Origin of the sequence: Conyzicola sp., from assembly GCF_046714715.1 — a bacterium.
GTDB lineage: Bacteria > Actinomycetota > Actinomycetes > Actinomycetales > Microbacteriaceae > Conyzicola.
On record NZ_JBKKAD010000137.1, the window covers coordinates 1 to 13,803 of the forward strand.

Consider the following 13,803-nt stretch of genomic DNA (forward strand, 5'->3'; position numbering starts at 1 on the left):
CCCCGGCCCCGCGCCCGCCCCGCGCCGCGATAGTGCACTTGCGCACAGTGTGGCCGCGCGAGCACCCGCCACAACTGCACTCTCGTGACCGCCACTAGCCCGCGGCCGCGACTAGCGGGTCTTCGCCGCCTCGCGGCCGGCGGCGCGCGCGCTGATCACACCGCTCAGGATGACGGCGCGCTTGCGGCTCGTGAAGCGCGTGATGCCGGCGGTGAGCGAGTTCATCCGGCCCGACAGCACGCTCGGGCGGCGGCCGCCGGCGTCGAGCACGCGGAACGCAGTCTGCACCACCTGCTCGGGAGTCTCGTAGTTTCCGTTGTAGGCGCCGCCCGCCAGCCCGTCGAAGAATTCCGTGCGGGTGAGCCCCGGGGAGAGGCACAGCACGCGCAGGCCCGTCTCCCGCGACTCGAACCAGAGCGCCTCGGTGAAGCTGAGCACGAAGGCTTTGCAGGCCGCGTAGACGGCCATACCCGGGCTCGGCGCGTAGGCGGCGAGGCTCGCGACGTTGACGAGGATGCCGGTTCCCGCCGAGCGCAGCGGCTCGATGAACGCCCGCGTGATGTCGACGAGGTTCGTGACATCCACATTGATCTCGTCGGTCAGGCGCTCCGGGTCTTCCTCGTGGAACGGGCCGTCAGTTCCGAATCCCGCGTTGTTCACGAGGCCCGTGATCGAGAGTCCGCGGGTGGCGATCTCGTCGGCGAGGGTGCGGCCCGCGCGGGGAGCGCTGAGGTCGAGAGCGATCGGGGTGACCCGGATGCCATGGGCCGATTCGAGTTCGGACGCGAGGGTCTGCAGGCGGTCGAGCCGCCGGGCTACGATCACGAGGTCGGAGCCGCGGCGGGCGAGTTCGGTGGCGAAGGCGGCGCCGATACCCGAGCTGGCGCCGGTGACGATGGTGGTCTGGTGGGCGAAGTCGATTTCTGTCATGTCTGCACTATACGCAGAGCCTTGCACCGGGTGCAAGGAGTTGCGTCGAGGGCAATTCCGCTACGCTGGGCACATGGCCGTTCCCACCCTTCGCGAGCGCACGCGTCGAGCCGTGCACGCGGAGATCACGGCTACCGCGATGCGCCTCTTCGCCGAGAACGGCTTCGACGCGACGACGGTCGACCAGATCGCGCGCGAGGCGGGCATCTCCCGTCGCTCGTTCTTCCACTACTTCGGCAGTAAAGAAGACCTCGTACTCGGCGACACCGTCGCGCTGGGTGAACGCGTTCGGGTCGCCCTCGAGGCGCGGCCGGCAGACGAGTCCGCGTGGACCGCCCTGCGCGGTGCGTTTATGGTGCTGCAGACCGACGGCCTGCCGAACGCCGACGAGTTGTCGCTCGCCCGGCTGTATCACGACGCTCCCTCGCTGCGGGCACGGCATCTCGAGAAGCACCTGCGCTGGCAAGAGCTGCTCGCGCCCGATGTGCAGCGTCGGCTGGGCCTGCCCGAGACGCCGCACCCGGACCCGCGCGCGCGAGCCCTCGTGGCCGCCGCCCTCGCGTGTCTCGACGCGGCCGTCGACGCCTGGTACGAGTCGGGCGGCACCCTCGACCCGGTGCGGCTCTTCGACGACGCGATCGCGACGATCCGCGCCTAGCGCGCGGCCGGGCGCACCTAGCCCGACAGCCCGGCGATCAGGTTGATCGTCGTGGCGAGCACGAACGAGCCGAACAGGAACGACAGCAGCGCGTGGCCCAGCGCCGCCCGGCGGATATCCGACCGGCCGATGTTCGTGTCCGACACCTGGTAGGTCATGCCGAGCGTGAAGGCGAGGTACGCGAAATCGGTGTAGCGCGGCGGTTCGTCCTGGTTGAACGAGATGCCTCCCGAGTTCGCGTAGTACAGCCGGGCGTACCGCAGCGCGTAGAGGGTGTGCAGCAGAATCCACGACAGGGCGACGCTCGCCACCGCGAGGGCGGCCCGCGCGACCTGCTCGGCGCCGTGCGCCATCGACGCCTGCACGAGCACGAACCCTACGGCGAACAGGCTGGCCACACTGATCATCAGGATGAGCACGTCGGTGACCGCGCGTTCGGGGTCTTCGCGGCTCGCGTGTTCGCGGGTGGCGGCGGCATCGAAGGTGCCGACGTGCAGCCACACCCGTGACGAGTAGGTGAGCGCGGCGGCCGCCCAGCCCACAGTCGGCGCGTACTCCCACCAGCCGGCCGCACCGGCGGCCAGGCCGGCGAGCACGCCGACGGCGAGCATCTCGGCGAAGCGGGCGGCGGTGACGTGACGACGGATCATGCTCTGATTACACCACTGGCGACGGCCCGCCTAGTGTTGAGGGGCAAAGAACCGACCTTCCCGGTGCCGGCGAAGGTCGAAAGCTTGCCCCACCGCTTTCGAGAGGCACACCCATGACTATCCGCGCCGCTGCAGACGGTTCCGCCCTCGGCAACCCCGGCCCGGCAGGATGGGCCTGGTACGTCGACGACTCGAGCTGGGCCGCCGGCGGCTGGAAGCACGCCACCAACAACCAGGGCGAGCTCATGGCGGTGCTGCAGTTCTTCCGCGCCACCGCGCACCTCGACGACGACCTGCTCATCCTCTGCGACAGCCAGTACGTGATCAACTGCGTCACCAAGTGGATGCCCGGCTGGAAGAAGAAGGGCTGGCGCAAAGCCGACGGCAAGCCCGTGATGAACGTCGAACTGCTCAAGGAGATCGACGCGGCCCTCGTGGGTCGCACCTACCGTTTCGAGTGGGTGAAGGGACACGCCAACCACCCGCTCAACGAGGCGGCCGATGCCCGCGCGAGGGCGGCATCCGAGGCGTTTATGCGCGGACGTCCCGTTCCCGCGGGGCCGGGCTTCACGCGCGAAGGCGATGCGGATGTCGCGGCTCCCGTCGTCTCGTGGACGCCCGACGCCGATGCGGCTCCCGCGTCAGCGCCGTCCCTGTTCGATTTCGACGAGCCCGCCGGGGGACCGGCGGAGTTCGTCGAGGTCACCGCCCGGCTCACCCCGGCACAGCACGAACGCCTGCTCGCCACCGCCTCCCGCAGGGGAGTCAGCGTCGAACAGGCGCTCGCCGAACTGCTCGGCTAGGTGCCTACGGGCAGGTGGTGCCGAGCTTGGCGAACCCCTCCTGCAATTCCGTCGATGCAGCAGTGACCGCAGCCTGGTCTACCGTCTCCGGGGCCTCGGCGAGGACTCTCACCTGTTCGCTGAAGCCATCGAGCGCCCCGACTATGTCGTCGACAGTAGCTCGTACATCCTCGTTCGTTACTTGCGACGCGGACTTTTCGAACGCATCACCGAGCGCTCCGACGGCGGCGGCTGCCTTGTCTGGGTCCGACTGTATGTCGCCAAGGCTGGCTTCTAGGTCTGCGTAGGTGGCTTCGACCCCGCTCTTCACTACCGAGCAGGCCTCTTCGGTGGTCTGGCTCGACTCGGCAGCGCCCGAATTGCCACCACCCGAGGAGCCCGACCCGGAGCCGGAGGTTTCTGCGTCGGATCCGCCGGTGGCGCAACCGGCGAGAAGCAGGCTCGCGAAGGCGAGGCCCGTGAGCGTGCTGGCGATGGTGCGGCGTGATGTGCGCAAGATTCTCCCCTGATTGGTTGTTCGACCAACCTATCGGCACGGGGCAGCTCCCCCAAACGGGGCACACGAAAAAGGGGAGGGGCGGGGCCTCGGCCCACCCCTCCCGACGGCGGCTACTCCGCGGAGATGCTCTCCTGCTTCTTGGCGGCGCCGCTCGCGGTGACCGAGATCTTGCGCGGGCGCGCCCGCTCGGTGACCGGGATCATGACGCTCAACACACCGTTGTCGTAGTTTGCGCTGATCTTCTCGCCGTCGATGCCCTCGCCGAGGGTGAACTGGCGCAGGAACGAGCCGCTCGGGCGCTCCTGGGCGAGCCACTTGACGCCCTCGTGGCCGCGCACGGTGCGCTCGGCACGGATGGTGAGCAGCTGGCCGTCTACGTCGACGTCGACGGTTCCCGGGTCGATGCCGGGAAGGTCGGCGTTGAGAATGTAGTGGTCGCCGTCGCGGTAGAGGTCGATCGGCATCAGCCGAGGCCCCTGCGTCGTGTCGAGCAGGTTGGCTGCGACTCGGTCGAGCTCGCGGAACGGATCGAAGAATACTGCCATCGTTGTCAACTCCCTAACGTCGGCCGCCGCTGGGGCGGCTGTAACTGTCGTTTAGAAGTTGAGTCGTGGTGACTCAACAACAGAAATATTAGCACTCGACCGCCGAGAGTGCCAAGACGATTCCACCGGAATTCTGCGACGACTCAGTACCCGGAGAAGTAGTCCGCAGAGACCTTCCTGACGCCGATCTTCTTCAGCGCGGCGCGGAGGTCGGCCACCATCCCGGGGGGACCCGAGACGAAGGCGCGACGTGCGGCCAGGTCGGGAACGGCCGCTCGCAGCAGGTCGGGTGTGATGCGTCCGACACCCGCCCAGACCCAGTTCTCGGGCAGATCGTCGGGGTGCTCGGGGCTTACCAGCACCACCGGCACCCGTGACTTCTCGAGCAGGTCGGCGTACCCGAGCTCGGCGTTGTCGCGCACGGCGTACACGACCACGACGTCGCGGTCGTGCCCGGCCTCGTGGTCGTGCGCGAGCTGACTGGCGAACGGGGTGATGCCGATCCCGCCGGCGAGCAGCACCACGGGCGTGGCCTTGTCGCGGGGCAGGAGGAAGTCGCCGCCGATGCCGGTCGCCATCACGCGCGCCCCCGGCTCGAGCGCGAGGAACGCACGCTTGAAACTCGACGGCCTGTCGGGAACGCTCAGCGCGACCGTCAGCGGGCCATCCGTCGTCGGAGCGGAGGAGATGCTGAAGATGCGCCGGCTGCCGCGGAAGTCGGCCCGGTGCGGCACGCTGAGTTCCAGATACTGCCCGGGGGTGAAGCGCACGGCCCCGGCGGGCTGGAACGAGAGTTCCCACGAGCTGGGAGTGAGCCTGCGTTTGCCCAGATAGGTGAGACGGATGCCGCGGCGCTGGCCGAAGGCGAAAGCGACGACGTTACCGACCAACAGGGCCAGCTCGGGGGTGTTGGTGATCGGGCCGAGACTGAACACGGTCGAGAACACGACGGCCACGACCGCCGCCACGGTGAGCTGCTGCCAGCGGCGCGGGGGCAGGGTCAGCGGCTCGCTGAGCATAAACCCCGCGAGGAAGACGATGGGGAACTGGGTGAAGGCCGAGACGACGGCGTCACCCACGTCCTGACCCGACGAGACGAGGCGCACCGTGACGAGCACGGCGGCGATGGTGACGAAGGTCAGGCCGACGGGGAGCCGGCGGGAGCGGTAGAGCACAAGAAGGGCGCCGATCGCGGTGAGCGGCAGCAGCAGGCCCGTGGCCACCCACCAGACGGCGAAGTTGAGCCCCAGCAGCGAGACGACGAAGGCGCCGATCGCTGCCGGGTTGAAGATGTGCCGCGCGCGGATGGCGAAGAGGTACTTCGACGCGCTCGCGATCGCTGCCGCCAGGGCGACACTCGACAGGTCGGACAGTGCGGTGCTGGGGTAGAACAGGAAGAACAGCAGGAAGCCGGTGATGAGCGACGACTCCGGGTGCGCCTTCGTGCGGAATACCAGTGCGAAGAGCCAACTCGACGCGAAGCTCGCGGCGACCGCGACGGCTCCCGTCGCGAGCAGGTCGGTGACCGGGAACGCGAGCTGGCCGACGAGCGAGAGCAGCACCGCGGCAGCGGCGACGACCATCAGGGCGATCAGCACGAGTCGGTACATGGTCACGCGGCCCGTGACCCTATCCAGCCAGCGTCTCATACGAAAAGTTCTCCATTCAGGTGGGTGGAACGTTCGATCCGTCCGGTGGCGAACACGCGCACGAAATCGAAGTCGAAGGTCTGCGCGAGCCGGGCCGGCTCGGCGAGGAAGAGCGCGGTGGCGAGGCCGTCCGCCTCGAGGCCGGTCTTCGCCATGGCCCAGGTCGCGATCACGCGGTCGGCGGGAAGGCCGGTGGTGGCGTCGATGATGTGGTGCAGGCCGTCGCCCCACGCTCGTCGGTTCGAGGCCGAGGCGCAGAGCGAGCCGTTCGCCAGCTCGACCACGCCGACGGCCTTCGTGGGGTCGAGCGGATGCTCGAGCGCCACCCGGATCGGGTCGGCGCCGGCGTGCACGATGTCGCCGCTCGCGTCGACCACGAACTCGTCGACGCCCGCGGCCCGCAGAAGACGCCCTACGATGTCGACGAGGTAGCCCTTGCCGGCGGCCCCCACGTCGAGCACCAGCGGGCGCAGTGCGGTGAGCGTCCCGTCGCTCCAGGCGATCGAGTCCTCCCAGCGGGGAACCGGCGCGCGGTGTTCGAGCGCCCGCAGGCTGTAGCCGCGGTCGTAGCCCATCGTCTCCAGGGTGCGGCCGACGAGCGGGCTGACGGCGGCATCCGTCGCCTCGTACAGGCGGCGGTAGAGCTCGAACAGCTCGGCCGCGTCGTCGGGGAATGGGTAGCTGCCCGGGGTTCTCGCGATCGCGGAGACGAGCGAGTCGTCGCGGAAGCGCGAGTAGGTGCGGTCGAATGCCTCGACGCGGGCGGCGATCTGCTCGACGAGATCGGCGGGTAGCGGATCGACAGTGTCGATCTGCCACCGCGTACCGATCGCGTCGAAGCGGTGGCTAGCTGGCAGCGTCGGCCTTGATCTTCTCGATGGCCGCGTTGAAACCGTCGCTCGTGAGCGACGAACCGGCCACCTTGTCGACGGAGATGTCGTCGATGTTCTTCCCGACCACGACATCGGCGATGCCGTCGGCGAACTCGGTCTGGTAGCGCTTCGAGTTGGGGTTGTCGCCGTCGCCCACGGACTCGACGGCGGTGATCACCCCGTCGGCCAGGGTGACCGTCACGGTGACCTCCTCGGTGCCGTTGGGCGACTGGTACTCGGCGCTCTCGGTGTATTCGCCGTCGGTGTAGCTGCCGGTCGTGGTCGCACCGTCGGCCGTGTCGGGCGCGGTCGTCGACTCGGTGGTGCCGGTGCCGGAATCGGTGGTGGTGTCGCCGTCGGCGGCGGTACTGCAACCGGCGAGGGCTCCCACGAGCGTCAGTCCGGTGAGGATGGCGAACGGGTACTTTGCGCGTTGCGTGTTCATGTTTCTGCTTTCTGCGTGGCTTTCGTCGACAGATAAGTTGTCGCTTCAAGCATGTCTGTGGGGCTGATGAATTGGCTATGTGAAAGCACAAAAGCCAGCGCATGCTCAGGAACCCGAAATATGAAATTCTCATTTCGCCCCTATTCGGGGGTGGTTTTCCCAGTTAGGGTGAGCGAGTGCGCAGGCCCGACTGCCTCATACGTGTCCACTCTTGTTAAGAAGGATTTCACCTGTGAGCAATCCGCCCCGCGGCCGTCAGGCCACCCCGTCCATCCGCCAGATACTCTCCACGATCGCGACGACGGGGCTCCTGGCCTCGGCACTCGTCGTGGGTTCCGCAGCGGGGGCGTCCGCCGCCCCGGTCGCGCCGGGCGGAGCGGGTCAGACCGCGTTCGAACCGGGCCGGTACATCGTCACCCTGGCCGGCAACGCGGTCGCCACCTACGAGGGCGGCATCTCGGGCTTCGAGGCGACCGCCCCCGACGCGGGCGACCAGCTCAACGCCCGAAAGGCGCCCGCCCAGAACTACGGCGACTACCTCGAGACCAAGCAGAAGGATGTCGCCGCCGAGGTGGGCGCCGACATCGACTACTCGTACACGATGGCGCTGAACGCGTTCAGTGCCGAACTGACGGCGGCGCAGGCGGCGAAGCTCGCCGCGAACAAGAACGTCGTCGCGGTCACCCCCGACGAGCTCAAGCACATCACCGCGACCCCGTCGACCGAGTTCCTCGGCCTCGAGGGTGACGACGGAGTGTGGGCCGCGGTCGGCGGCGCGGAGAAGGCGGGCGCGGGCGTCGTGGTCGGCGTCCTCGACACCGGCATCGCGCCCGAGAACCCCGCCTTCGCGGGCGAGCCGCTCGGCACGACCGCCGGGGCCGAGCCGTACCTGTCTGGTGACAACGCGATCAGCTTCGTCAAGGGCGACGGCAACACCTTCACCGGCACCTGCGAGACCGGCGAGCAGTTCGGCGTCGACGACTGCAGCACCAAGATCGTGGGCGCGCGCTACTTCGTTGCCGGTTTCGGCGAGGCCAACCTCGGCGACGCCATCACCGGCACCGGCGAGTTCGTCTCGCCGCGCGACGGCGACGGTCACGGTTCGCACACCGGCTCGACCGCCGTCGGCAACTTCGGCACCGAGGCCGACGTTCTCGGCCGCGACTTCGGCACCATCTCGGGTGTGGCTCCCGCCGCCAAGATCGCGGCCTACAAGGTGTGCTGGTCGGGACCGGACGACGGCGCGACCACCGACGACGGCTGCACGACGACCGACATGCTCGCCGCGATCAACCAGGCGGTGCTTGACGGGGTCGACGTTCTCAACTTCTCCATCGGCGGCGGCGCGGCCGAGACCACGTACTCGGCGACGGATGACGCGTTCCTCGGCGCTGCCGCGGCGGGCATCTTCGTGGCGGCCTCTGCCGGCAACTCCGGCCCGGGTGCCTCCACCCTCGACAACGCCTCGCCGTGGATCACGACCGTGGCCGCGAGCACGATTCCGAGCTACTACGGCACCGTCACCCTCGGCGACGGACAGGCGTTCGTGGGCGCGAGCATCACGGTGACCGACCCGGTCACCGGCGGCCTCGTCAACTCGACCGCCGTCGCCGCCGCCGGCCCGGCGGGCGCCCAGGCCAACCTGTGCGCCCCCGGCAGTCTCGACCCGGCACTCGTGCCCGCGCAGTCGGTCGTGGTGTGCGACCGCGGCGTCATCGACCGCACGGCCAAGTCGGCCGAGGTCGCCCGCGTGGGAGGCATCGGCATGGTCCTCACCAACCCGACGCCGAGCTCGATCGACCCCGACGCCCACACCATCCCCTCGGTGCACGTCGACGCGCGCTTCCGAGCACCGATCGTGGCCTACGCGGCCACCCCGGGCGCCACCGTCACGCTGAGCAACGGCAACACCACGAGCTACGAGCCGCCGACGCCGGCGCTCGCCGGGTTCTCGTCGCGCGGTCCGGTGTTGGCCGACGGCAGCGACATCCTGAAGCCCGACATCACGGCTCCCGGGGTCGCGATCCTGGCCGCCGGACCGAACCAGGAGGGCGCGACGCCCACCTTCGAGTTCCTCAGCGGCACGTCGATGTCGAGCCCCCACATCGCCGGCGCGGCGGCCCTCTACCTGGGGGAGCGGCCCAACGCTAGCCCGGCCGAGATCAAATCGGCCATGATGACGACCGCGTACAACACGGTCGACGGGGAGGGCGCCGAGATCACCGACCCGTTCGCGCAGGGTGCGGGACACGTCGATCCGACCCGGTACTTCGAGCCGGGCCTGCTCTACCTGAACGGTCCGAGCGACTGGGCCGCCTACCTGCAGGCCATCGGTTACGACTACGGCGTCGAGCCCGTCGACCCGAGCAACCTCAACCTCGCGTCGATCGCGATCGGAACGCTCACCGCCCCCGAGACGATCACCCGCACCGTGACATCCACCCAGGCCGGCGATTTCACCGCGTCGATCGAGGGCCTCGCCGGCATCACCGCCGTCGTCGAACCCTCCGTGTTGAGTTTCGGCGCGGCGGGGGAGAAGAAGTCGTTCACGGTGACGCTGTCGAGAACGGATGCACCGCTGGACGAGTTCACGTCGGGTGCGCTCACCTGGACCTCCGGTGACACGACGGTGCGCAGTCCGATCGCGGTGCGCCCGGCGACGATCGTGGCCCCTACGGATGTCGAGGGCACCGGGGTCACCGGTTCGGTCGACGTGACCGTGACGCCCGGCGGCACCGGCGACATCCCGCTCGCGACGAGCGGACTCAGCCGGGGTGCGCTGCTCGCCGACCCGACGGGCACCGCTCCCGGCCACTCGGGCTCGGGAGTCAAGAACGACGAGGTCGTCTACGAGGTCGCGGTGCCCGAGGGTGCCGAACTGGCCCGGTTCGACCTTGACGCCGTCGACGACCTGTCCGACCTCGACCTCGTGGTCTACCGGCTGAACGCGGCCGGAGAGCCCGTCGCCGGCTGGCAGTCGGCAACCGGCGCGGCCGACGAACGCGTCGACCTCGAGGCTCCCGAGGCCGGAACCTACCGAGTGATCGCCAGTGTCTTCTCGGCGAACCCGTCGACCGCGTGGGACCTGACGGTCACCTCGGTCGTGCCGGGTGGTGCAGCGCTGACGCTCGACCCGCCGGTGATCGCCGGCCAGCAGGGCGTCCCGTCGACCTACACCGCGTCGTGGGCGGGTCTCGAGCCGACGTCCACCTACGTCGGAGTCGTGACTTACGGCGACACGGGCGCGGCCACGGTCGTGCAGGTGGCGACCGGCGATGCCGAGGTTCCCGACCCGGAGGCGCCGGTCAACACGGCACCGCCGACCGTGACCGGCACGCCCGCCGTGGGGAAGACGCTCACCGCCACCCCCGGCGACTGGGACACCGAGGGCCTCACCTTCGCCTACCAGTGGCAGGCCGACGGCGTGGACATCGCCGGCGCGACCGGCTCGACATACCGGGTGCGTTCCGCCGACCAGGGCAAGGCCATCACCGTCGTCGTGACCGCCACGGCCGAGGGTCTGCCCTCGGCGACGGCGACCTCGGCCGCGGTCACCGTGCCCTTCGCCTCCACAACGACGCTGTCGCTCAACCGGCACGTCGGGTTCTCGTGGCAGAAGGTCACCGCGACGGTCACGGTGGCGAGCGGATCATCCGCACCGCCCACCGGAACCGTGACCGTGACGGTGAACGGCAAGGCCGTCGATGTGGCGCTCGACGCCGACGACAACGGCCGCGTCACCTACACGCTGCCGAAGCTCAAGGCGGGCTTCCATACGGTGAAGGCCAGCTACAGCGGTAGTGATTCGGTCACCGGCTCGAAGAGTTCGAGCACCGTCGTCTGGATCGTCTTCTAGGCAGCACGGTCGGTAGAGATCCCCGCTCCGGCGGACGGCGCGATTCCCAGTTCGCGCCGCCCACCGGAGCGGGCCTTTTTCGCGCCCGCTCCACCCGCACAATTCGGGGCGGTTTCCGGATGTAACGGATTTGTAAACAGTCCTAACGAATCTGTCGAAAGTCTTGCGGCGACCGGGGTTCGTAAGGTTCACTAACAAACACGGCACCCCCCACCGGGTTGCCGGAACCCGTTCTTACGCCGAAGAAAGTATGGAGTCGTTGACCACGCAGAAATCTCCCCCCGCGAGCCAACGGGGTCACGGCTTCGCCAGCAGCCGCGCGCTGCGGCCGAGCGGCAAGGTTCTGCCGGAGCACGCCCGTGGCCACAACCGCTCCCTCGTGCTGCAGGCGCTCTACGCCGGCGGCCAGAAGAGCCGCGCCGACATCGCCCGCGAGACGGGCCTCACCCGGGTCACGATCTCCGACCTGGTCGCTGAACTGCTCGTCGAGGGCCTCGTGCTCGAGATGGGCCAGCGCGAAGACGCCCGCCCCGGCAAGCCGGCCACGCTGCTCGAGCTCAACGGGATCGCCTTCCAGATCATCGGGATCGACCTGAGCGAGGCAGCCACCTTCCGCGGCGCCGTACTCGACCTGCGCGGCCGGGTGATCTCGCGGGCGGAAGTGCCCCTCGATTCGAACACGGGGGCGGATGCCACGGCGAAAGTCGTCGCGCTGGTGGGGTCGCTCGTCGACGCGGCCACGCTACCCGTGCTGGGTATCGGCGTCGGGTCGCCCGGCATCGTCGACCTCGCCGGCGTGGTGCTCAGCGCGCCCAACCTCGGCTGGGTCGCCGAGCCGCTGCACGACGTGCTGGCCGAGCGCTACTGCCTGCCCGTCGTCGTGATCAACGACGCCAATGCGGCGGCGCTCGCCGAGCACAGCTTCGGTGGCGCCGAGAGCGACATGATGGTCGTCAAGGTCGGGCACGGTGTGGGCGCCGGCCTGCTGCTCGGCGGCAGCCCGCTCTTCGGCAGCCGGTTTGCGGCCGGCGAAATCGGTCACGTCGTGGTAGGCACCGACGGCGGCGCCGAGTGCGCCTGCGGCAAACACGGGTGCCTAGAGACCTGGCTGGCGACGCCGAGGCTCGACGCTGCGCTGGCGTTGGCCGCGACATCAGAAGACAAAATCGCCGTGCTGCGCGCCGCGGGCCAACGCCTCGGAATCGCCCTGGCCCCGGTGGTCGGCGCCCTGAACCTCAGCGAAGTCGTGCTGAGCGGACCGACCGACCTGCTCGACGGACCGCTCGCCGAAGCGGTTATCGAGACGCTCCGGGCGCGAACGATGGCCGAATTCCACGGCGATCTGACGCTGCGGATGACAACTCTCGGAGAGGACATCGTTATGCGCGGCGCCGCCGTCATGGTGCTCTCCGGCCAACTCGGGGTCTCGTAGGGACACCGGGAATCCACACAGCACCATCCATGCACAAACAAGGGAGTACGAGATGAAGAAAAGGATCGCAGCGGTCGCAGCAGCCACCGCCGCAGCTCTCATCCTGGCGGGGTGTTCGTCGAACGACGCACCCGCCGATTCGGGCGGCACAGACATCACACTCTGGGTGAACGGCGGTGACACCCCGGACGAGCTGCGCGACTTCCTTGAGACAGAGTACGCAGACGCGACCGGGGGCACTCTTACCATTGAAGAGCAGTCGTGGAGCGATGCTCTCGCAAAGCTGACCACGGCACTGCCTGATGCCGAGAATACCCCCGATGTCGTCGAGATCGGCAACACCTGGGCCCCGACGTTCACCAACGCGGGCGCCTTCACCGACCTGAGCGACATGTACGAGGAGCTCGGCGGCGACAAGCTGCTTCCGTCGTTCGTCGAAGTCGGTTCGGTCGACGACGCCCAGTTCGCCCTGCCGTACTACTTCGGATCGCGCTACATGTTCTACCGCAAAGACGTGTGGGAGAAGGCGGGCATCACGGTGCCGGCCACGCTCGCTGAGTTCAACGAGGCGGCGGCCGCGCTGAAGACCGACAGCCAGAGCGGCTTCTACATCGGCGGCGAAGACTGGCGCAACGGCGTCTCGTGGGTGTTCGCCAACGGCGGGGAGCTCGCGGTGAAAGACGGCGACGAGTGGGCGTCGAGCCTCTCCGACCCGAAGACCGTCGAGGGCCTGACCCAGCTGCAGACACTGTTCGCCGACGCCTCGCTCGCGCCGGTCACCGAGGCCGACAGCACCCCGTGGGTCAACATCAACAACAACGAGACCACGGGCGCACCCGAGGCGGCGACGATCATCGCACCCGGCTGGGCGCACTGGTCGATCGGCGACCTGGCACCCGACCCCGAAGACGCCACCAAGTCGGTGGCGACCTGGAACGACGCCGTGTTCGGCACCTTCGTGCTGCCCGGCATCGACGGCGGTGTAGCCCCGGTCTTCGCGGGCGGGTCGAACATCGCCATCTCGGCGGCGAGCAAGAACCAGGACGCCTCGAAGGAACTGATGAAGATCATCTTCTCCGAGGAATACCAGACGCTGCTCGGCGAGAACGGCCTCGGACCGGCGAACCTCGACTACGCGTCGTCGCTCGGCGACGACCAGTTCGCTACCGCCCTCATCGAGTCGGCGGCCGAGTCGAAGCTGACCCCCGCGGCGGCCGGTTGGGCTGCAGTCGAGGGATCCGGACTGCTCGAGGAGTTCTTCGGCAAGGTCAACGGCGGCGGCGACGTCGAAGCGCTCGCCGAGGAGTACGACGCGAAGATCGACGAGCTGATCAACGGGTAGGTACCCTTTCCCGCCGGTTGAGTAGGTCGCTCTAGCGACCGTATCGAAACCCGGTCTCGATACGGTCGCGGGCGGCCTACTCAACCAGCAGATCCACCGCGCCCTTCGACACGCTCAGGGAC

Annotated in this window: 12 protein-coding genes; 5 read left to right on the plus strand and 7 right to left on the minus strand. The window is 68.8% G+C overall.

Features of this window, described 5'->3' with window-relative positions; all coding sequences use genetic code 11:
• Positions 1–111: 111 nt before the first annotated feature.
• A complete protein-coding gene (locus ACLQ6X_RS10105) occupies positions 112–930 on the minus strand; it encodes an SDR family NAD(P)-dependent oxidoreductase (protein WP_411700036.1) in 819 nt (272 codons plus the stop codon).
• Positions 931–1,003: 73 nt separating this feature from the next.
• On the opposite strand from ACLQ6X_RS10105, the gene ACLQ6X_RS10110 reads away from it, so the two are divergent.
• A complete protein-coding gene (locus ACLQ6X_RS10110; RefSeq protein WP_411700038.1) occupies positions 1,004–1,588 on the plus strand; it encodes a TetR/AcrR family transcriptional regulator in 585 nt (194 codons plus the stop codon).
• 17 nt (positions 1,589–1,605) lie between these two features.
• Here the strand turns inward: ACLQ6X_RS10110 and ACLQ6X_RS10115 are convergent, their stop codons facing one another.
• Entirely contained in the window at positions 1,606–2,238 is a 633-nt protein-coding gene (locus ACLQ6X_RS10115) for a DUF1345 domain-containing protein (RefSeq protein ID WP_411700039.1), read from the minus strand.
• Between the two features lie 113 nt (positions 2,239–2,351).
• On the opposite strand from ACLQ6X_RS10115, the gene ACLQ6X_RS10120 reads away from it, so the two are divergent.
• A complete protein-coding gene (locus tag ACLQ6X_RS10120; RefSeq protein ID WP_411700040.1) occupies positions 2,352–3,041 on the plus strand; it encodes a ribonuclease H in 690 nt (229 codons plus the stop codon).
• A 4-nt stretch (positions 3,042–3,045) separates the two neighbouring features.
• Here ACLQ6X_RS10120 and ACLQ6X_RS10125 read toward each other — a convergent pair whose 3' ends face one another.
• From ACLQ6X_RS10125 to ACLQ6X_RS10145, 5 genes are all read right to left on the minus strand, one after another.
• Positions 3,046–3,537, minus strand: a complete 492-nt coding sequence (locus tag ACLQ6X_RS10125; protein WP_411700041.1) for a hypothetical protein — start codon at positions 3,535–3,537, stop codon at positions 3,046–3,048.
• A gap of 113 nt (positions 3,538–3,650) precedes the next feature.
• Complete coding sequence (locus tag ACLQ6X_RS10130; protein WP_411700042.1) at positions 3,651–4,085, minus strand: Hsp20/alpha crystallin family protein; 435 nt, start codon at positions 4,083–4,085, stop codon at positions 3,651–3,653.
• 143 nt (positions 4,086–4,228) lie between these two features.
• Entirely contained in the window at positions 4,229–5,695 is a 1,467-nt protein-coding gene (locus ACLQ6X_RS10135) for a ferredoxin--NADP reductase (RefSeq protein ID WP_411700064.1), read from the minus strand.
• A 35-nt stretch (positions 5,696–5,730) separates the two neighbouring features.
• Complete coding sequence (locus tag ACLQ6X_RS10140) at positions 5,731–6,699, minus strand: FAD:protein FMN transferase (protein ID WP_411700043.1); 969 nt, start codon at positions 6,697–6,699, stop codon at positions 5,731–5,733.
• Positions 6,581–7,051 (minus strand): FMN-binding protein, encoded by a 471-nt coding sequence (locus ACLQ6X_RS10145; RefSeq protein ID WP_411700044.1) that lies wholly within the window; start codon positions 7,049–7,051, stop codon positions 6,581–6,583. The genes ACLQ6X_RS10140 and ACLQ6X_RS10145 overlap by 119 nt, the downstream gene beginning before the upstream one ends.
• Positions 7,052–7,283: 232 nt before the next feature.
• On the opposite strand from ACLQ6X_RS10145, the gene ACLQ6X_RS10150 reads away from it, so the two are divergent.
• From ACLQ6X_RS10150 to ACLQ6X_RS10160, 3 genes are all read left to right on the plus strand, one after another.
• A complete protein-coding gene (locus ACLQ6X_RS10150; RefSeq protein ID WP_411700045.1) occupies positions 7,284–10,907 on the plus strand; it encodes a S8 family serine peptidase in 3,624 nt (1,207 codons plus the stop codon).
• 250 nt (positions 10,908–11,157) lie between these two features.
• The gene (locus ACLQ6X_RS10155; RefSeq protein WP_411700046.1) at positions 11,158–12,339 is read left to right on the plus strand and encodes an ROK family transcriptional regulator; all 1,182 of its coding nucleotides are present in this window, start codon (positions 11,158–11,160) and stop codon (positions 12,337–12,339) included.
• Positions 12,340–12,391: 52 nt separating this feature from the next.
• The gene (locus tag ACLQ6X_RS10160) at positions 12,392–13,681 is read left to right on the plus strand and encodes an extracellular solute-binding protein (protein ID WP_411700047.1); all 1,290 of its coding nucleotides are present in this window, start codon (positions 12,392–12,394) and stop codon (positions 13,679–13,681) included.
• The last annotated feature ends 122 nt before the right edge of the window (positions 13,682–13,803 follow it).

What these genes read in the sequence shown, in the direction of transcription:
- ACLQ6X_RS10140 (WP_411700043.1), bottom strand. Translation starts at nt 6,699, where the DNA reads ATGTCGTGGTCGGGAAGAACATCGACGACATCTCCGTCGACAAGGTGG.
- ACLQ6X_RS10135 (WP_411700064.1), bottom strand. Translation starts at nt 5,695, where the DNA reads ATGTACCGACTCGTGCTGATCGCCCTGATGGTCGTCGCCGCTGCCGCG.
- ACLQ6X_RS10110 (WP_411700038.1), top strand. Translation starts at nt 1,004, where the DNA reads ATGGCCGTTCCCACCCTTCGCGAGCGCACGCGTCGAGCCGTGCACGCG.
- ACLQ6X_RS10115 (WP_411700039.1), bottom strand. Translation starts at nt 2,238, where the DNA reads ATGATCCGTCGTCACGTCACCGCCGCCCGCTTCGCCGAGATGCTCGCC.
- ACLQ6X_RS10130 (WP_411700042.1), bottom strand. Translation starts at nt 4,085, where the DNA reads ATGGCAGTATTCTTCGATCCGTTCCGCGAGCTCGACCGAGTCGCAGCC.
- ACLQ6X_RS10160 (WP_411700047.1), top strand. Translation starts at nt 12,392, where the DNA reads ATGAAGAAAAGGATCGCAGCGGTCGCAGCAGCCACCGCCGCAGCTCTC.
- ACLQ6X_RS10105 (WP_411700036.1), bottom strand. Translation starts at nt 930, where the DNA reads ATGACAGAAATCGACTTCGCCCACCAGACCACCATCGTCACCGGCGCC.
- ACLQ6X_RS10145 (WP_411700044.1), bottom strand. Translation starts at nt 7,051, where the DNA reads ATGAACACGCAACGCGCAAAGTACCCGTTCGCCATCCTCACCGGACTG.
- ACLQ6X_RS10120 (WP_411700040.1), top strand. Translation starts at nt 2,352, where the DNA reads ATGACTATCCGCGCCGCTGCAGACGGTTCCGCCCTCGGCAACCCCGGC.
- ACLQ6X_RS10155 (WP_411700046.1), top strand. Translation starts at nt 11,158, where the DNA reads ATGGAGTCGTTGACCACGCAGAAATCTCCCCCCGCGAGCCAACGGGGT.